Consider the following 18,991-nt stretch of genomic DNA (forward strand, 5'->3'; position numbering starts at 1 on the left):
TTCCTCCCGGGACTCAGAGCAAGGGCCACACCCGGCGCTGCGCATCGAAAACGTCCCAAGCGCGCGGCACCAGGCCCAGCGACACCTCGCACATCCGCTGCAGCTGCTGCATGCTCCCGGGCCGGAACTCCCCGGTGCCGGATTCGGTGAACGGATCCGGGTACCGGGCTCCCTTCGCGGAGGCCCACTCCAGCCCGTGTGAATGGCCGCTGCAGAACTGCCAGACATACATCAACGACGGCGGCAGATCCTCCTCCCGCAGATCCTTCAGGATGGAGGTTTGCGTACGGTTCTTGGTGGCGTAACCCCAGGAACCGTCGGCCTTGTGGGCGAAGACCGGCGGCAGCTGCAGCGACTCCGCGGCCCCGTTGACCGCGCGGCGCAGCCCGTTGAAGTAATCCATCGCCCGGGCATGCCGTTCCGGCCAAAGATCGGCGAGATACGCATCCCAGAACGACGCGGCATTGAAGACGTCGCGGGAAATGAGTACCAGGCTGCGCCGCGCCCGCTCAGTGCCGTCTTCGGGCAGGAGTGCCCACAGCACGGTGGAGGTGCATTCGATGACGGTTCGCACCAGCGAGTACGGCGAGTGCGTGTGCACGCGGTAGGCCGCGGTCCCGCGGTGCCCGGGCTGCCGAGGCTCCTCCTGCTCCGGGTGCTGCCGGTGCTCCTGGTGCTCCTGCTCCCCCTGTTCCTCGAACAGCAGCCGGCGCAGCGCCAACACATTGTCGGTCGCGGCGGCCAGGGACTGGCGCAGCAGGCTGCTCACGCTGTGGACCGTGGCGAATCGATCGTCCAGCAGTGCCAGCGGGGACCCCTGCTCGACGACGGCGTCGTTCCGCAGCAGCCATGGCTCCAATTCGCGCAGCATGCGCAGGACGGCCAGCGCGGCGCGGCTCTCCGGATCCGCTCCGAAGACCGAGCGCATCGGGACCACCGAGGCACCGCCGTCGTCCATTGGGCCATGGTAGCGCCGCACACCGGCCGGCCGACCTTCGGCGCTCAGCCTGCCTGACGTGCGCGGCCGGGATGACGGCGGGCGCGGCCGGAACGGGCAGCAATCAGCAGCCCCGCGCCCGTCAGACCGATGCCCACCAGCGTTTGCGGACCGACCGCGCTCCCCACGGATGGCCAGAAGAGATCCAACACCAGTGCACCCACCAGCTGCCCGCCGATCACCGTCAAGGTCGTCAACAGCACGCCGGTGCTGGCCACCGCGACGGTGGCGGCGGCCAGGATCAGGGTTCCGAGCGGCCCGCCCAGGTACAACCACCACTCGCCGGTCACCAGGTCGGCCCGCCCGGTAAATACCGCCTGGACCGCCCAGACCGCCAACAGCGCGACGGTCCCTACGCCGAAGTTCAGCAGCGTGGAAATCACGGGGCTGCCGTGTGCCGCGCCGATCTGGCCCAAGACGCCTTGCTGCACGCTCTGCATCAACCCGGCCGCCAGCGGGATGAGCATGAACAGTACGAGCAGCCCCGCGGAACGTGACGAGCCCAAGTGGGCGCTGGCGGCAATGAGTGAGGCCAGGAAAGCCAACGCGGCGCCGGAAAACCTGGCACCGCTGACCTCGATTTTCCGACCGGCCCCGATTCCCCAGCGGTCCATCAGGAGGCCGGAAGCCATTTGGCCGGACACGATGGCGATGGTGAACAGGGACAACCCGATCGGCCCGACGGTGGCTGCTTGTGCGAATACATAGAAGGCGCCGACGACGCCGGCCGCCAGGTACCAGCGGGGATAGGCACGCTGCAGCAGGAGCCCGGGAACGGCACGCAACTTCGCCCGCACCGACGGGTGCACCAGCGTGAAGAGCAGGACGGCCGCGAACCCGGTACCGAAACTCACCAGGGCCGCTCCCACGTGGTCCCGAAGCTCGATGCCCAGCTGGCTGTTGAGGCGGCTCTGCATGGCCAGCCCGACCCCCGCCACCAACGCCAGGGACAACGCGAGCGGCCCGGACATCCGGATGCCTTGGCGGCGCGCCGCGTTGTGCGCGCCGGGTGGGTGGGCACCGCCGTCGGCGCCTCGGGGAGAATCTGCGGGCCGGTCGGAGTACACGTGCCGATGCTATCCCGTACGGCCAGGATCCCGTCCCTGTACCCACTTGACCTTGCCGCTACGTCAACCTTCATAGTGGTTGTCATGGGAACAGCGCCGCGGGCCGAACGGGCCGAATACTCCATCCAGGAGGTCGCCAGGGCGGCAGGAACAACCAGCAGGACCCTGCGGCATTACCAAGACATGGGCCTCCTCGAACCGAGCCGCATCGGCCACAACGGCTACCGCTATTACGACGACGGGGCCCTGCTTCGGTTGCAACGCATCCTGCTGCTGCGTCAACTCGGATTGGGGCTGCCGGAGATCACCAATGTGTTCGAGGGCGCCCGGGACGCCTCAACGGCCCTGCGCGGCCATCTGGAACTTCTCCTGCAGGAGCGTGATCGGCTGGAAAGGCAGATTGCCTCCGTTAGGACCACCATCGACAAGACAGAAAGGGGCGAAGATCTCGTGGCCGGTGAAATGTTCGACGGATTCGACCACACCCAGTACAAGGAGGAGGTCGAAGCACGCTGGGGCAAGGACGCCTACGCCAGGGGCGAGACGTGGTGGCGCGGCATGTCCGACGCGGAGCGGAAGGCCTGGACGGAACGGTCCGGCCAGCTGATCGCCGACTGGGTCGCCGCCGGCCAAGCCGGGGTCGCCGCCGGCAGCGCGGAGGCGCAAGCGTTGGCCCAGCGCCAGTTCGACTGGCTTTCCAGCGCCAACGGCGGCCAGCGGGTCTCCTACGGTTACTTCACCGGCCTGGGCGAGATGTACGTGGCCGACCCGCGGTTCGGCGCCAACTACGGCGGAGACGCCGGCGCGTCTTTCGTGCGGGATGCCATGAAGGCCTACGCCGAGAAGCACTTGGCTTAGGCCCCTCCCAGCTTCGGCGGGACCTGCTTAGCTGCCGGGTTCCCCCCCCCCCGGAGCCTGCGGAAGCACAGTCCGCAACCGCCCGGGCAACCGCTCCGCCAACCGGCTCCGCAGCCGCCTTGGTCAGCCCAGTCCTGCGGTCGTCTTCCGGCACGCCTCGACGAAGGGCTCGAGCAATGCCTGGAACTGCCCTTCGGGCGACCCGGGTTCTTCGGGGTGCCACTGGACCGCCAGCAGCCAGCCTTCATCGGGGCGGGCGAGTTCCACGGCTTCCACCACGCCGTCGGCCGCGGTGGCCACGACACGGAGCCGGTCCCCCAACCGTCGCACCGCCTGGTGATGGCCGGACTGGACCGCGACTTCGCCGGTGCCGAGCGCCGCCGCCAGCAGGCTGTCGGGGGCAATCCGCACCGGGTGGCTGGCCATGGGCGGCTGGGGCCGGTGGATCTTGTGGAACGATTCCGGGCCCAGATCCTCAAAGAGGGTGCCGGCGAAGGCGACGTTGATCAGCTGGAGACCGCGGCAGATGCCGAGGACCGGCCGGCCGTTCGCGATAGCCCCCTTGACCAGGTCAATCTCGGTCTCGTCTGCGGCGGTGTCTACGCCATGGACCGATTTTTCGTCGGTGTCGCCACCGTAGCGGGCGGGATCCACGTCCCCGCCGCCCAGGATGACCACGCCGTCATAGTCGAGCGCGCTGAAGACGTGGCCCGACGCCGAATTCACGACGACGGGATCCGCGCCGGCGGCTTTCAGGCCTGCTGCCGCATGCCGGGCCAGCGCGGCCAGCACGTCCGAGAACCAGGCGGGATGGGACGGGGCGGTCTGCGCGTAGCTGACGGCAATACGGGGATGGTCGGTGCGGCGGCCGGGACGCCCGACGGCGGTGCGCGGCTCGGTGCGGACACCGCCGTCGTCATCCAACCCGCGGGACACAGCGGCTACGCGGGGTAGAGCGGGTTGTGGCCGGCGGTGACACGTTCGGATGCGCGCACCGGGCCCGGCGCGGTGCCGTCCCCGAAGGGGCTGCCGCCGAGGGCCTCGCGGCCGTGGTCGGTCAGCCAGCCGGAGAGGTCGGGGCCCTGCGGGACGATCCTGGTGGGATTGATGTCCTCGTGCACGATGTAATAGTGCTGCTTGATCTGCACGAAGTCGACGGTGTCGCCGAAGCCCGGGGTCTGGAACAGGTCGCGGGCGTAACCCCACAGCGCCGGCATTTCGTCCAGTTTGTTCCGGTTGCATTTGAAGTGGCCGTGGTAGACGGCGTCGAAGCGGGCCAGCGTGGTGAAGAGTCGGACGTCTGCCTCGGTGATGGTGTCGCCCATGAGGTAGCGCCGGCTGGTCAGGCGCTCCTCCAGCCAGTCCATGGCCACCCAGAGCCGGTCGTAGGCCGCATCGTAGGCTTCCTGCGAGCCGGCGAACCCGCAGCGGTACACACCGTTGTTGACCTCCGTGTAGATCCGCTTGATGACCGGCTGCATTTCGTCGAGCTTGTCGGCGGGCAGCAGGTCCGGCGCGCCCTCGCGGTGGTAATCCTTCCACTCGGTGGAGAAGTCCAGCGTCATCTGCGGGTAGTCGTTGGTGACGACGGCGCCGCTCGCCTCGTCCACGATGGCCGGCACGGTAATGCCGCGCGGGTAGTCCGGGAAGCGCTTGAAGTAGTTCTCCTGCAGGCGCTCGGTGCCGAGGACCGGGTCGCGGCCGTCGGGGTCCAGGTCGAAGGTCCAGGAGCGGGCATCATGGGTGGGACCGGGCAGTCCGAGCGAAATGGCGTCCTCCAGCCCGAGCAGGCGCCGCACAATGATGGCTCGGTTGGCCCAGGGGCAGGCACGGGCGGCGACCAGCCGATAACGGCCGGCCTCCACCGGCCAGGCCGTGGCACCTTCGCCGAGGCCGCCGTTCGGGTTGCCGATGGTGCCGCCGGTGGGACCGTTCGAGGCCCGGACCGCCTCGGGATCGGCGACAATCCGGTCCTCGATGTAGTTGGTGTCCCGGTCGAATTCCCCGCCGCCCTGGATGTAGGCGCCCTTGGTGCTGAACTCTGCCGTGTCGCTGCTCTGGCTCATGCCTCCACCATATCGGCCCGTCGGCGCCCGGTGGCAAGGGGCCGGGGGCAAGGGGCCGGTCTCCGGTGGCAAGGGTCCGGCGCCCGGCGGCAAGGGCCGGCGCTCATCCTCGCCGGCCTGCGTCGGCTGTGTCGGCTCAGCCGCGCATCCTGTGCAGCAGCAGGGCCACGTGCAGCGAAGCCCGCGACTCGGCGTCGTCGAGCGGGACGCCGAGCTGCTCCTGCAGGCGGGCCAGCCTGGCATAAAGAGTGGGGCGGCTGAGGTAACCGTCGCGCGCGAGCCGGGCCTTGTTGCCGCCTGCCGACAGGTACCGCTGCAGGAGGTCCAGCGCGTCGCGGTCGTTGGCGATGGCGGCGAGTTCGGCGTCCGCGAAGGCGGCCACGCGCGGGTCGTCGCGCAGCATGGAGAGCAGTCCGCGCATCCGGACGTCGGCAGAGCGGTAGAACCGTTTTCCGGTGCCCAGCCCGGCCGCGGATTCGGCCACATGTGCCGCTTCGTCCATCCCCGCCGCGGCGGCCAGCAGCTCCGGCCGGCCGCGGCCAACCCCCACGGTCCAGTCGGCGCTGGTCTGCTCGGCCAGCTGGCCGCAGAGCCGTTCCAGCACGGGGTCCTCCAGCTGCCGGGCCGGCACGGAGACCAGCAGCCCGATGGAGCCGGCCTGCAGGCTCGCGGCCAGCGCCGACACCCGGGCGGCCGCGGCGACACTGTTGAGCAGGTCCAACAGCGCCCGTTCCCGCCGCTGCAGTTCGATCGGTTCTTCGGCGGCAGGCCGCGCCAACCGGAACACCACCGGCAGGTAGACCGGAGCCGACGCCAGCCCCAGGGCTGCCGCCCGCGCCAAGGCTTCGCCCTCTTCCAGTGCACCGGGCCGGCGGAGTTCGTGCAGGAGGCCGGAGCGGGCCTGGTGGCCTAGTTCGCGCTGGTCCCGTTCCGCCATGCGGTTGATGGTCAAGGCCTGGCCCGCCCGCTCCAGCACCATGGCGGCGTCGGCGTCTGCGGTTCCGGCATTCGCGGCCGCGCGGCCGCCGGCCAAGGGTTCCCCCGGCGAGGGGCCGCCGCCGGCCGGGGGTTCCGCCGCCGGTCCGCCCCCTGCTTCGCCCGCCACCGGCACCACCAGCCGGCCCCAGCGCTGGCCGCGCAGTCCCACCGGCGCCTGCAGCCAGCCCGCCGAACCGGCACGGACCGTCTCCTCGCGATAGTGCACCAGGCGCGACCGTTCGGCCCAGCCGTCGAGCAGTTCCGAAGCGGGCACGCCGGCCGTGGCGAAGGCCAGCACCAGGTGCGCCACGTCTTCCAGCACCACGGGGGCACCGATCAGTTCGGCGGCCCGGGCAACGATCTCCTCCGGCGCGGCGTTCTCCAAGCTGAGCATGGTGAAGACCTCGTGCACCTGGCGCGACCGTTCCAGCTGCGCCAGCTGCCCGGCCACCAGCATGCGGTGCACCACCTCGGTGACCTCCACGAACCGGATGCGGCGGGTCACCAGGATGACCGGCAGGCCGGCGGTGCGGCCGGCCTCGCGCAATGCCGCGGCGGCTTGCGGTCTCTGGGCAGTAATTTCGACGATGACGGCGGCGGCCCCTGCCGCCGCCAGCTCGGCGAGGTATCGGGTCGCTTCGGCGGCGGAGTCCTCGAACGCCAGGCCGGTGGTCAGGACCAACTCGCCGCCCTCCAGCAGGCCGGCCAGGCTCCTCAGCTCGGCCACGTGGACCCAGCGGACGGGCGTGGCCAAGGCGTCGGCGCCCGAGAGGACTTCGGGTCCGCCCGCCCGCACCACCTCGAGGTCGAGTACATCCCGCACGTTCAGCTGCATTGACACAGTGTAAGTCGCAGGACAGTCATTCCGACAGAGTGTCAGTGGCGCCCGCGCACGACGCGCCGGACGATAGGGGAAGACCCACGCACACCTCCTCGGTTCACAGGAGGTTGGGTGCGTGCAAAACGAGAAGCCGCGACAGAAGGAGCACCATGCAGACCATCCAGCACTGGATCGGAGGGACCTACACGGTCCCGCAGGCCGACAGCCGCCTCGGCGACGTGAGCAACCCGGCCACCGGCAAAGTTTCCTCCCGCGTCGCCCTGGCCAGCACCGCCGTCGTCGATCAAGCGGTGCAGGTGGCGGCGGCGGCGTTCCCGGCCTGGCGAGACACGTCACTGGCCCGCCGCATGCAGATCCTGTTCAACTTCCGCGAGCTGCTGAACGCGCGCAAGGGCGAGCTTGCCGCCATCATCACCGCCGAGCACGGCAAGGTGTTGGACGACGCGCTCGGCGAGGTGTCGCGCGGGCAGGAGGTCGTGGAGTTCGCCTGCGGCATCCCGCACCTGCTTAAGGGCGGCTACACCGAGAACGCCTCCACCAAGGTGGACGTGCACTCGGTCCGGCAGCCGGTGGGGCCGGCGGCGATCATCTCGCCCTTCAACTTCCCCGCGATGGTACCCATGTGGTTCTTCCCGGTCGCGATCGCCAGCGGCAACACCGTGGTGCTGAAACCCAGCGAAAAGGACCCCACGGCCGCCAACTGGATGGCCGAGCTGTGGAAGGAAGCCGGGCTGCCCGACGGCGTGTTCAACGTGGTCCACGGCGACAAGGAAGCCGTGGATGCCCTGCTGGAGCACCCGGAGATCAAGTCCGTTTCCTTCGTCGGTTCGACGCCGATTGCGCGCTACGTGTACGAACGCGGCACGGCATCCGGCAAGCGGGTGCAGGCGCTGGGCGGGGCCAAGAACCATATGCTGGTGCTTCCCGATGCCGACCTGGACCTTGCCGCGGATGCGGCGGTCAACGCCGGCTACGGCGCCGCCGGCGAGCGCTGCATGGCGATCTCCGCGGTGGTGGCCGTGGAGTCGGTCGCGGACGAACTGGTGGCCAAGATCGCCGAGCGGACCGCGAAGCTGCGCGTGGGCGACGGCCTGCGCGGCACGGACATGGGGCCCCTGATCACGGCGGCTCACCGCGACAAGGTGGCCGGCTACATCGCGGCAGGTGCCGAAGCCGGCGCCGAACTGGTGCTCGACGGGCGCACGGTGGAGCCGGACGCCGAGGGTGACGGCTTCTTCCTGGCCCCGACGCTGTTCGACCGGGTGACCCCGGAGATGTCCATCTACACGGACGAGATCTTCGGACCGGTCCTGTCGGTGGTGCGGGTGCCGGGCTACGACGAAGGACTGGCGCTGATCAACGACAATCCGTACGGCAATGGCACCGCGATTTTCACCAACGACGGCGGCGCCGCCCGCCGCTTCGAGAACGAGGTGCAGGTGGGTATGGTGGGGATCAACGTGCCGATCCCGGTGCCCATGGCGTACTACTCGTTCGGCGGCTGGAAGAACTCGCTGTTCGGTGACAGCCATGCACACGGTTCCGAGGGCGTGCACTTCTTCACCCGCGGCAAGGTCGTGACCACGCGCTGGCTGGATCCGAGCCACGGCGGCATCAACCTGGGCTTCCCGCAGAACGTCTAAGAGGAGAGAGCGATGACCACTACCACAGGCACCCCGTTGAGCTCCGCGGAGCTGGAAGCCGGCCGCCGCGCCTATCAACTGGACCGGCAGCACGTGTTCCACTCCTGGTCCGCCCAGGAACAGATCACGCCCATGGTCGTCACCCGGGCGGAAGGTTCCTGGGTCTGGGACGGCGAGGGCAACAGGCTGCTGGACTTCTCCTCGCAGCTGGTCAATACGAATATCGGCCACCAGCATCCCAAGGTGGTCTCGGCCATCCAGGAGCAGGCCGGGCTGCTGTGCACGGTGGCGCCCCAGCATGCGAACGCCGCCCGGTCCGAGGCGGCGCGGCTCATCGCCGAGCTGACCCCGGGCGACCTGGACCGGATCTTCTTCACAAACGGCGGCGCGGATGCCGTGGAGCATGCGGTCCGGATGGCCCGGCTCCACACCGGCCGCTACAAGGTGCTCTCCGCCTACCGCTCCTACCACGGCGGAACGGCGCTGGCGGTCAACATCACCGGCGACCCGCGGCGGGTGGCGAACGACTACGGCAACGCCGGCACGGTCCACTTCCACGCCCCGTTCCTGTACCGCAGCCAATTCCACTCCGCCGACGAGGCACAGGAATGCCAGCGCGCGCTGGAACACCTGGAAACCACGATCCAGCTGGAGGGGGCGGCCAACATCGCCGCCATCGTGCTGGAATCGATTCCCGGCACCGCGGGCATCATGGTGCCACCGCCCGGCTACCTCCGCGGCGTCCGCGAGCTGGCCACCCGGTACGGGATCGTGTTCATCGCGGACGAGGTGATGGCCGGGTTCGGCCGTGCCGGCAAGTGGTTCGCCATCGAGCACGCCGACGACGTGGTGCCGGACCTGCTGACCTTCGCCAAGGGCGTCAACTCCGGCTACGTGCCCCTGGGCGGTGTGGCGATCTCCGAGGAGATCTACGCGACCTTCGCCCAACGCGCATACCCCGGCGGCCTGACCTACTCCGGCCACCCGCTGGCGTGCGCCGCGGCAGTGGCCACGATCAACGCCATGCGGGACGAAAAGATGGTCGAGCATGCGGCGGAGCTGGGCACCACGGTGTTCGGCCCGGGGCTTGCGGAGCTGGCGGCAAAGCACCCGTCGGTCGGCGAGGTCCGCGGCGTCGGAGCCTTCTGGGCGGTGGAACTGGTGCGCAACCGGGACACGCGCGAGCCCCTGGCGCCGTACGGTTCCTCCAGCCCGGAGATGAACGAGGTGGTTGCTGCCTGCCGCCAGCGGGGGCTGCTGCCGTTCGCCAATTTCAACCGGATCCACGTGGTGCCGCCGCTGAACATCAGCCCGGAGGATGCGCGCTCCGGCCTGGCTATCCTGGACGAGGTGCTGGAGGTGGCGGACACGCACGCCGCGGGCTGATGCTTTCCCGCAGCCGCTGACTTGGTAGGTTGTTCATTTACTGCACGAACCTACGCAGGAGAGCCAGGCGCGCATGGGCATTCATTGGGATCGGTTGGACGAGCGGTTGCGTGCGCAGGTGGAGGCCAACACCGCGCAGTACGAGCGGGTGCGCCCGGCGCTGGCAACCGTCACGTCGCAATTGCAGTCGGGCATCCGGGACATCTTCCGCACTGCCGAACTGACGCCTCTGTTCGTCACCGCCCGGACCAAAAGCGTTGAATCGTTCCGGGACAAAGCGTCGCGGATGCTGCAGCCTGCCGAACCGGGCGGTGCCCCGACGCTGGAGTTTCCGGATCCCTTGCGAGAGATCCACGATCTGGTCGGCGTCCGGGTAATCGTGAGCCTGCCCCATCAAATCCGGGAGGCCGCAGCGTTGATCAAGCGGCAGCGCAACGACTTCGACTGCCGTGCCGACCGCGAGAAGGACATCGGCTCGATCGAGTCCGGCACCTATGGCTACGCCAGCCGCCACCTGATCATGCGCACACTGCAGAACAACACGGTAAAGGCATACCAGCAGGCCCTGGGCGAACCGGCCCGCGCCACCGGCAGCTACCTTTTCGAGGTCCAGATCCGTACGATCCTTTCGCACGCGTGGTCGGAACTGGAGCACGATATCCGCTTCAAGTCCTCTGACCCGCGGGCCTGGAGCCCATACTTCGACCGGCAGTTCACGGCTACGGCCGCCATGCTGGAGGCCGTCGAGTCGGCCTTCGCCGAGCTGCACGAGCGCTACGAAACCGTTACCGGCTACTGGGACGAAGAGGGCGAAGGCGCGGCGCCGCTGACCCCTCGCCGGGTCCGCGAGGTCTGGCAGACGTTGCTGCCGCATGTGGACCGCAAGTCCGACGACGACTGGGGCTGGGCGGCGGAGTTGCTGGCGGCGCACGGCCTGAAAACCACGACCGAGTTGGCTGCCTTGCTGAACCCGGAAACGATCACGGATGTCCGCGCCGCCCTGGAACACCGCTACTCCCCCGGACCGGACCGTCTGCTGGACGACCTGCTGCTGTGGCGCTTCGGCCGCCGCCACATCGAGCTCACCGCGGGCGAGGACGTGCACCGGCGCGAGTCGCTGCAGCGCCGGTTCCGGCAGCTGGAGACCTACCGCCAAGGCGTGTAGGCGGCCGGCGTGGGCGCTCGGGGGCTCACCCGGCCGGCGCTGCCGGGCTCACCGGTGCGAAGGCGAAGCGATCCCGTCCGACCAGCAGCCCGATGGCCGCCTGCGCCACGGCGATGAGGCACAGCAGCGCCAGGGAGGTTTCCCAGGCGCCGGTGGCGGCGAAGAGCCCGCCGAAGATCGGCGGGCCGGCGGCGGCCAGCAGATAGCCGATCGACTGAGCCATGCCGGAGAGGGCGCCGGCTTCGCGGTGGGTGCGGGTGCGCAGGCCGAAGAGCGAGAGCGCGGTGACCAGGGAGCTGCCGCAGCCGAAACCCGCCACCAGCACCCAGAACAGCATGACCTGCGGCATCAGCATGATGCCCAGGCCGCCGGCCACCACCAGCAGGGGCGGCAGCGCGGCGGCCAGGCGCTGGGTCGGCCCGCGCAGGACAACAGGAGTCAGCAGGCTGGACACCACCCCGATCAGCTGGAAGAGCATGAGGTCCCAGCCGGAGGCAAGCTCGCCGCGGCCGTGGAAGCGTTCCAGGGTGGGCAGCCACGTGATGAGAATGTAGAAGGTCATCGACTGCAGGCCCATGTACACCGTCACGTGCCAGGCGAGGCCGGACTTCCACACCGAACCGCGGACCAGAGCCGGCGCTGCGGCGGCGGCACGGGCCCGCTCTTCGGCCGCGTCGCTGCGCCGCAGGCGGGGCAGCCACAGCAGCACGGCCGGCACCGCCAGCACCACGAAGGCGGCCAGGGCGAAGCGCCAACCGGCCGGTCCGCCGCCGAACGGAACGAGCGCCAGCGGCACCGCGAGGCCTGCCCCGAGGGAGGCGCAGCCGCCCAGCACGGCGGAATAGGCGCCGGTGAGCGAGGCCATCCGTTCCGGAAAGTCGCGCTTGAGCAGCGCGGGCAGCATCACGTTGCAGACGGCGATGGCCGCACCGACCAGGAAGGTGCCGACCCACAGGTTCGCGATGGTGCCGGGAACCGGCCGCAGGAACGTCCCGGCGACCAACAGCATCAGGGCACCGAAAACCGTGCGCTCGACGCCGAACTTTTCGCTCAGTCCGTGCGCCAGCGGGGACACCGCGCCGAAGGCCAGCAGCGGGACCGCGGCCAGCACGCCCAGGGCGGTGGTGCCCAGTCCCGTGTCCGCGCCGATCTGGTCCAGCAGCGGGCCGACGCTGGTCAGCACCGGGCGCAGGTTGGCTGCCACCAGCAGGATGCCGGCAATCAGCAGCCCGGCCGACATCGCCCGGCTGGACCCGCTGGTCTTCACCACCCCCACCCCTTCCGCGATAGGCAATCTCCGGCAACCTTATGCGACTGGACAGCCAAAGGGGCACCCTGTCCGCGCCGGCACTGCTCAATCCGCGCGGAGGGTGCCCCTCGCCGTCGTACCGGGGCGGCGCCGCAGGCTACTTGGCGGCGTCAGCCGCGTCGGCGGCCTTGGCGAGCATGGGCAGGAAGGTATCCAGCGCCCACGGCAGGCTCAGCGGCGACGCGGCCGAAATGGACAGCGTCAGCGTGTTGTCCGAGTCCGCCACCAGCGCACCGTCTTCGATCGCCGGGATCTGGCTCAGCAGCGGGTCGGTCGTGATTTGCTCGGCGGTCTTGTCGTCCGGCACCCAGGTCACGAACACATCGGATTCCAGCTCGTTGGCCTTCTCGGCCGACCACGGAATGAAGAACTCGTCGGAGCCGGCGGTGGCCTCGGTGACAACATCCGCCTGGACCATGCCGATGCTGGTGAGGAACTTCGGCCGGTTGTCGTTGGCAGTGTAGACGTTCACGCCGTCGCCCTTGGCGGGTTCAAGGTTGCCGTAGATAAAGCTCTTGTCAGCCAGTTGCGGGTACTCCGAGGCCTTGGCCACGATGGCCTGCTCGGTCTCGGCCACCAGGTCCTCGGCGGCAGCACTGCGGCCCAGCGCCTGGCCGATCAGCCGGGTGGAATCCTGCCAGTCGGTGCCGTACGGAGTCTCCGGGTACGCGACGACCGGGGCGATCTTGCTGAGCGTGTCGTAGTCTTCCTGGGTCAGCCCGGAGTAGGCGGCCAGAATGACGTCGGGGGCCAGCTCGGCAATCTCGTCGAAGGCGATGCCGTCCGCCTCGGAATACAGCGTGGGCGCGTTTTCGCTGCCGATCGCGGCGCCCAGCTCCTCCAGCTTGGCGTCCCGCCACGGGGTGGACCCGTTCTCGTTTCCGCCCCAGTCCTCCTTGGGCATGCCGACCGGAACCACGCCCAGCGCCAGCGACACGTCGGAATTGACCCAGGACACGGTGGCCACGCGTTCGGGCTGTTCTTCGATCACGGTCTCGCCGAAGGCGTGTTCAACCGTTACCGGGAACTGGTCCGACGCCGCGGCCGACGGGCCGGCCTCGGAACCTCCGCCGGCGGGACCGGTGGAGCAGGCGGTCAGGGACATCAAGACGACGGCGGCGGCAGCAGCCAGCCCGCGCATGCGTGAAAGGGCCAACTCGGGGCCTCCTCGAATCAAGGGAAACGAACAAAGTAAGGGTAGCCTACGCTCACTCAGATTAAGCAACTACTTCGTTACGTATTCCGCGCCGAGGCTTGGCCGGCCGGCCAGAGCGGAGTCGGGGCCGCCTCGTCCCGGGAACTCCGGCAAAACCGTTGACAAAGAGACCCGCCGCCTGTGTCATAAGTGAAACCCATTCATTTCCGGCGTCGGCGCCGGGTCAGAGGAGCGGCCATGGCGGCAGACTGGATATTCCACTCCGGCAGGATCTTCGATGGACTGCGCCTGCTCCCCGGGGCCACGGCGGTTGCCGTCACGGGCGGGGTGGTCATCGCCATTGGAACCGATGCCGAAGCCCGGGCAGCGGCGGGGCCGCATGCCACCGTGGTGGACCTGCGCGGCCGGCTGCTGGCGCCCGGCTTCACCGACGCCCACGTGCACGCCGTGATGGCCGGGATGGAACGGTTGGGCTGCGACCTGTCCCTCTGCACCGGAACCGACGAGGTGCTGGCCCGGATAGCCGGGTTCGCCTCGTCCAGCACCAGCGAGTGGATCACCGGCGGCGGCTGGCACAAGGCGGATTTCCCGGGCGGCTACCCGACCCGGCAGGCGCTGGATGCGGTGGTCCCGGACCGCCCGGTCTATCTGGTCAACGCGGACCACCACAGCGCCTGGGTCAACAGCCGCGCGCTGGAGTTGGCCGGCATCGATGCCGCCACCCCCGACCCGACGGACGGCCTGCTGGAGCGCGATGCTTCCGGAAGACCGGACGGCACCCTGCACGAAGGCGCCATGGATCTGGTCAACCGGGTCATCCCCCGCGCGACGGTCGAGGACATGCGGGCCGGCTTGCTGGAGGCCCAGCGCTACCTCCACTCGGTAGGCGTAACCGGATGGCAGGAGGCGATCCTGGGCGACTATGCCGGCTATCCGGAGGCGAGTGCCGCGTACCGGACGTTGTGGGAGGAGGGCCTGCTGACCGGCCGCGCCGCCGGAGCCCTTTGGGTGCCGCGGAGCACCAGCCTGGCGTCGGTCCCCGACCTGGTCGCGGAGTTTATCGCCCGCCGGGAGCAGAATGCGGCGGCCGGTTTCCGCACCACCAGCGCCAAGATCATGGTCGACGGGGTGCCGGAGAACAGGACCGCGGCCATGTTGGAGCCGTACCTGCAACCCTGCGCCTGTGCCGGCGCGGCGGGACACGAAAGCCCTGCCGCCCGCGGCAACGCGGCGGGCAGCCCGTCGGCGAGCCGCGGGCTGACCTATCTTCCCGAGGACGTTCTGGTGGCAGTAGTGACGGCACTGGATGCCGCGGGATTCGACCTGCACCTGCACGTGATCGGCGACCGTGCCGTGCGGGAGGGACTTGACGCCGTCGAGCGGGCCAGGCGCGCGAACGGGCCCGGCAGCGGCCGGCACCACATGGCGCATTTGCAGATCATCCACCCCGCCGACATCGCCCGTTTCGGGGAACTGGGCATCACCGCGAACCTGCAGGCGCTCTGGGCCTGCAACGACGCACAGATGCGCGAGCTGACCGTGCCGCTGATCGGCCAGGAACGGGCCGGCTGGCAGTACCCCTTCGCCTCCCTGGCCGCCTCCGGCGCCCGGCTCGCGATGGGCTCGGACTGGCCGGTGTCCTCCCCGGATCCATGGCAGGCCATCCACGTGGCGGTGAACCGGTGGCACCCGGACGACGGCTCGGACGGGCCGCTGCTTCCGGGCGAGGCGTTGTCCCTGCAGACGGCGCTGGCCGCCTACACCTCCGGCTCGGCGTGGCTGAACCGCCATGACGACGGCGGCCGTATTGTCCCCGGAGCGCCGGCCGACCTGGCGGTTCTGACCGTCGATCCGTTCAGCCTGCCACCGGCGGAGCTGCACACCGTCGGCACCGACATGACTCTGGTGGCCGGCCAACCGGTCTTCGAACGACAGGGGGCGCCGGCATGAAAACGTTCTATGACCGTGCCGAAGAACAGATCCCGGCCGCCCGCCTCGACGCAGCCTTGGCCGGGGCGTCCCCGACGCCGTACTGGCTGGATGATCCCTCGCGTCCCGAACCGCTGCCGTCGATGCGCGGCCCGGTGACGGCGGATTTGGCGGTGGTCGGCGGCGGCTACACCGGCTTGTGGACCGCGCTGCTGGCCAAGGAGCGGGACCCGGACCGCTCGGTGGTGCTCCTGGAGGGCAACCGCATCGGCTGGGCCGCGTCCGGGCGCAACGGCGGCTTCTGCGAGGCCAGCCTGACCCATGGGAGCGCGAACGGGCAGAGACACCTTCCCGGCGAAAACGAACTGCTGGACAAGCTGGGTCTGCAGAACCTGGACGAGATCGAAGAGAGCCTGGCCCGGTACGGGATCGACGCCGGCTTTGAACGCACCGGCACGCTGTCCGTGGCCACCGAAGAGCACCACGTCGCCTGGCTGGCCGAGGAGGCCGCCGAGGACCCCGCACTGGAGTTCCTGGACCAGGCCGCCGTCCAACAGCAGGTGGCCTCCCCCGCCTACCGGGCGGGGTTGCGGGACCGGCAGGGAACGGCGATGGTGCACCCCGCGAAACTCGCCTGGGGACTGCGCGACGCCTGCCTGGGCGCCGGCGTCGAAATCTTTGAACACACGCCGGCACGCTCCCTGTCCCAACGGGCGGGATCCATCCTGCTGCGCACCGACGCCGGCTCCGTGGCCGCCGGACGCGTCGCGCTGGCGACCAATGCCTTCCCGTCGCTGCTGGCGCGCACCCGGCTGCATACCGTCCCGGTGTACGACTACGCGTTGATGACCGAACCGCTGACCGGCGGGCAACGGGAGTCGCTGGGTTGGTCGGAGCGGTTTGGCATTTCCGACAACGACAACCGGTTCCATTACTATCGGCTGACCACCGATGCCGACGGGCGGGACCGGATGCTGTTCGGCGGCTACGACGCCGTCTACCACTACGGCAGGTCGCTCCGGCACGGCCACGAACACCGCCCGGAAACGTTCCGCCGCCTCGCCGCACACTTCGCCGCCACCTTCCCGCAGCTGGCCGACGTGCGCTTCAGCCACGCCTGGGGCGGCGCCATCGATACCTGCAGCCGCTTCTTCTCCTTCTTCGACACCGCCTGCGCCGGCCGGGTGGCCTATTGCGCCGGCTTTACCGGCCTCGGCGTGGGAGCCTCGCGTTTCGGCGCCAACGTGATGCTGGACCTGCTGTCCGGCCGGCCGACCGAACGGACGGAGCTGGAGCTGGTGCGGCGGAAGCCGCTGCCGTTCCCGCCCGAGCCGCTCGCCTGGCTCGGCATCAAGCTCACCACAGCTGCCCTGATCCGCGCCGACCGCAACCGGGGACGACGCGGCCCCTGGCTGAAAGCCATGGACGCGGCCGGCATGGGCTTCGACTCGTAAAGGAGACAAGAATGCACCAGTATATCGACGGCGGACTCCGCGAGGGCCGCGGAGAGCGTGCCACGCGCGTCAACCCGGCCACCGGAGAGGCCGCGGAGACCATCCGCTATGCTTCCGGGGCCGACGTGGACGACGCCGTGGCGGCCGCCAAAACCGCCTTTCCGACCTGGGCGGGCGCGACGCCTGCCGAACGTTCCGAGGCCCTGCTGAAACTGGCGGCCGAACTGGACCGCAGGGCCGCAGAGCTGGCGGCGGTCGAAACCGCGCAGACCGGCAAGAGCATCCGCCTGGCCACCGGGTTCGACGTTCCCGGGACCGTCGACAACGCCGCGTTCTTCGCGGGCGCGGCCCGCCAGTTGCAGGGAGTGGCGGCCGGCGAATACGGCACCGGCGGCACCTCGATGATCCGGCGCGAGCCGATCGGCGTGGTGGGTTCCGTGGCGCCGTGGAACTACCCGCTGCAAATGGCCGCATGGAAGATCCTGCCGGCGATCGCCGCCGGCAACACCATTGTGCTCAAGCCCTCCGAACTCACGCCGGGCACCAGCCTGATCTTCGCCGAAGCCGCGGCCGCGGCCGGAATACCGGATGGCGTGGTCAACATCGTCACCGGCAGCGGCCGGGAAGCGGGCGAGGCCCTGGTGACCCATCCGGATGTGGCCATGACGTCCTTCACCGGCTCCACCGCCGTCGGACGCCGCATCATGGCGCTGGCGGCGGGGCGGGGGAACCGCGTGCACCTTGAGCTGGGCGGCAAGGCACCGTTCGTCGTGTTCGACGACGCGGATCTGGAAGCCGCCGCGCACGGAGCGGTGGCCGGCTGCACCATCAACGGCGGCCAGGACTGCACCGCCGCCACCCGGGCGTACGTCCAGCGGCCGCTGTTCGACGCTTTCACCGCACGGGTGGCCGAGCTGATGGAACTGGTGGTGGTGGGCGACCCCACCGACGACGCCACCGACATGGGCTCCCTGATCAGCCGCGCGCACCGGGACAAGGTGGCGGGTTTCGTGGACCGGGCGCGGGACGCGGGGGCGAAAATCCTGGCCGGCGGCGCGGCTCCCGGCGCCGAACTGGCAGACGGTGCGTATTACCGGCCCACGCTGGTCACCGGCGTCGGGCAGGATGCGGAAATAGTCCGCGACGAGGTCTTCGGCCCGGTGCTGACCGCGATTCCGTTCGACACCGACGGCGAGGGCATCGCGCTGGCCAATGACACCCAGTACGGGCTGGCTGCCTCCGCGTGGACCAGCAGCCTGGCGCGTTCCCTGCGCGCATCGGCCGACATCCAGGCCGGCTGCGTTTGGATCAACGACCACATCCCGATCGTCTCCGAAATGCCGCATGGCGGGTACAAGGCCTCCGGTTTCGGCAAGGACATGTCCGCGTATTCACTGGAGGACTACACGAACATCAAGCACGTGAGCATGGGCAGCGACCCGGCCGCGCACAAGGAGTGGCAGGACACGGTGTTCCGTTACCGCGGCTGAGCGGCGCCACGCGCCCCGACGGCACGCTGCCCCGCGCCGGCTGCCGCCGGAGGAAGTCGGAACAGTAGCGCGGGACTCACCTTAACGCGCGCCGGAACGTCTGCACGGGAGAGAATGGAAGCGGACGAAGGAGCACCATGACCCGCGTGCACACCCTCATCGATACCCCGGTCGGGGAGCTGACGGCCGTCGCCGAGGACGGGTCGCTGACCGCGCTCTACTTCCCGGGCCACAAGCGGATGCCAGCTGCCGCCACCTTCGGCGAACGCACCGCCGTCGGCCGCGAAGCAGTCTTTGCAGCAGTCGCTGAGCAACTGGCAGAGTATTTCGCCGGCGGGCGCAGGGAGTTCGACCTGCCGTTGGCGCCGAAGGGTGACCCCTTTAAGCTCAAGGTGTGGGCGCTGCTGCGGCACATCCCCTACAGCCAGACGCGCTCCTACGGACAGCTGGCAGCCGGCCTGGGCGATCCGCATCTGGCCCAGGCGGTGGGCCACGCCAACGGCCAAAACCCGCTGTCCATCGTGGTGCCGTGCCACCGCGTGGTCGGAGCGGACGGCTCGTTGGTGGGTTATGCCGGCGGGCTGGAGCGAAAGCGCTTCCTGCTGGAACTGGAAGAGCCGGCAGACGTGAAGGCGGGCAAGCTTTTCTGATG

General features: G+C 69.7%; 15 protein-coding genes. 8 read left to right on the forward strand and 7 right to left on the reverse strand.

Annotated elements, in window-relative coordinates:
- Positions 1–13 precede the first annotated feature (13 nt).
- Entirely contained in the window at positions 14–958 is a 945-nt protein-coding gene (locus AC5RVD_RS01250; RefSeq protein ID WP_494125683.1) for a thiamine pyrophosphate-dependent enzyme, read from the reverse strand.
- 44 nt (positions 959–1,002) lie between these two features.
- Positions 1,003–2,064 carry a DMT family transporter gene (locus tag AC5RVD_RS01255; RefSeq protein WP_494125684.1) on the reverse strand — a complete coding sequence of 354 codons (1,062 nt, stop codon included), beginning with the start codon at positions 2,062–2,064 and terminating at the stop codon, positions 1,003–1,005.
- Between the two features lie 84 nt (positions 2,065–2,148).
- Here AC5RVD_RS01255 and AC5RVD_RS01260 point away from each other — a divergent pair, with 84 nt between their 5' ends.
- Positions 2,149–2,922 carry a MerR family transcriptional regulator gene (locus tag AC5RVD_RS01260; protein ID WP_494125685.1) on the forward strand — a complete coding sequence of 258 codons (774 nt, stop codon included), beginning with the start codon at positions 2,149–2,151 and terminating at the stop codon, positions 2,920–2,922.
- Positions 2,923–3,045: 123 nt separating this feature from the next.
- On the opposite strand, the gene AC5RVD_RS01265 is transcribed toward AC5RVD_RS01260, so the two are convergent.
- From AC5RVD_RS01265 to AC5RVD_RS01275, 3 genes are all read right to left on the reverse strand, one after another.
- Entirely contained in the window at positions 3,046–3,858 is an 813-nt protein-coding gene (locus AC5RVD_RS01265) for a gamma-glutamyl-gamma-aminobutyrate hydrolase family protein (RefSeq protein WP_494125686.1), read from the reverse strand.
- A 5-nt stretch (positions 3,859–3,863) separates the two neighbouring features.
- A complete protein-coding gene (locus AC5RVD_RS01270; protein ID WP_494125687.1) occupies positions 3,864–4,988 on the reverse strand; it encodes a glutathione S-transferase family protein in 1,125 nt (374 codons plus the stop codon).
- Between the two features lie 136 nt (positions 4,989–5,124).
- A complete protein-coding gene (locus AC5RVD_RS01275; protein ID WP_494125688.1) occupies positions 5,125–6,801 on the reverse strand; it encodes a PucR family transcriptional regulator in 1,677 nt (558 codons plus the stop codon).
- A 155-nt stretch (positions 6,802–6,956) separates the two neighbouring features.
- Between AC5RVD_RS01275 and AC5RVD_RS01280 the strand changes: the two genes are divergently transcribed.
- The 3 genes from AC5RVD_RS01280 to AC5RVD_RS01290 all read left to right on the forward strand — a co-directional run bounded on the left by AC5RVD_RS01280 (position 6,957) and on the right by AC5RVD_RS01290 (position 11,001).
- Positions 6,957–8,450, forward strand: a complete 1,494-nt coding sequence (locus AC5RVD_RS01280) for a CoA-acylating methylmalonate-semialdehyde dehydrogenase (RefSeq protein WP_494125689.1) — start codon at positions 6,957–6,959, stop codon at positions 8,448–8,450.
- A gap of 12 nt (positions 8,451–8,462) precedes the next feature.
- Positions 8,463–9,836 carry an aspartate aminotransferase family protein gene (locus AC5RVD_RS01285; protein WP_494121170.1) on the forward strand — a complete coding sequence of 458 codons (1,374 nt, stop codon included), beginning with the start codon at positions 8,463–8,465 and terminating at the stop codon, positions 9,834–9,836.
- A 73-nt stretch (positions 9,837–9,909) separates the two neighbouring features.
- Entirely contained in the window at positions 9,910–11,001 is a 1,092-nt protein-coding gene (locus tag AC5RVD_RS01290; protein ID WP_494125690.1) for a GTP pyrophosphokinase, read from the forward strand.
- Between the two features lie 25 nt (positions 11,002–11,026).
- Here the strand turns inward: AC5RVD_RS01290 and AC5RVD_RS01295 are convergent, their stop codons facing one another.
- Positions 11,027–12,295, reverse strand: a complete 1,269-nt coding sequence (locus AC5RVD_RS01295) for an MFS transporter (RefSeq protein ID WP_494125691.1) — start codon at positions 12,293–12,295, stop codon at positions 11,027–11,029.
- 112 nt (positions 12,296–12,407) lie between these two features.
- Complete coding sequence (locus AC5RVD_RS01300; protein ID WP_494126046.1) at positions 12,408–13,451, reverse strand: iron-siderophore ABC transporter substrate-binding protein; 1,044 nt, start codon at positions 13,449–13,451, stop codon at positions 12,408–12,410.
- 252 nt (positions 13,452–13,703) lie between these two features.
- Between AC5RVD_RS01300 and AC5RVD_RS01305 the strand changes: the two genes are divergently transcribed.
- From AC5RVD_RS01305 to AC5RVD_RS01320, 4 genes are all read left to right on the forward strand, one after another.
- Positions 13,704–15,416, forward strand: coding sequence for an amidohydrolase (locus AC5RVD_RS01305; protein WP_494125692.1), 1,713 nt, complete (start codon positions 13,704–13,706; stop codon positions 15,414–15,416).
- A complete protein-coding gene (locus AC5RVD_RS01310) occupies positions 15,413–16,849 on the forward strand; it encodes an NAD(P)/FAD-dependent oxidoreductase (protein ID WP_494125693.1) in 1,437 nt (478 codons plus the stop codon). The genes AC5RVD_RS01305 and AC5RVD_RS01310 overlap by 4 nt, the downstream gene beginning before the upstream one ends.
- A gap of 11 nt (positions 16,850–16,860) precedes the next feature.
- Complete coding sequence (locus AC5RVD_RS01315; RefSeq protein ID WP_494125694.1) at positions 16,861–18,339, forward strand: gamma-aminobutyraldehyde dehydrogenase; 1,479 nt, start codon at positions 16,861–16,863, stop codon at positions 18,337–18,339.
- Positions 18,340–18,476: 137 nt separating this feature from the next.
- A complete protein-coding gene (locus AC5RVD_RS01320) occupies positions 18,477–18,989 on the forward strand; it encodes a methylated-DNA--[protein]-cysteine S-methyltransferase (RefSeq protein ID WP_494125695.1) in 513 nt (170 codons plus the stop codon).
- Positions 18,990–18,991 lie beyond the last annotated feature (2 nt).

This window comes from Arthrobacter sp. THG-b23, from assembly GCF_059091265.1.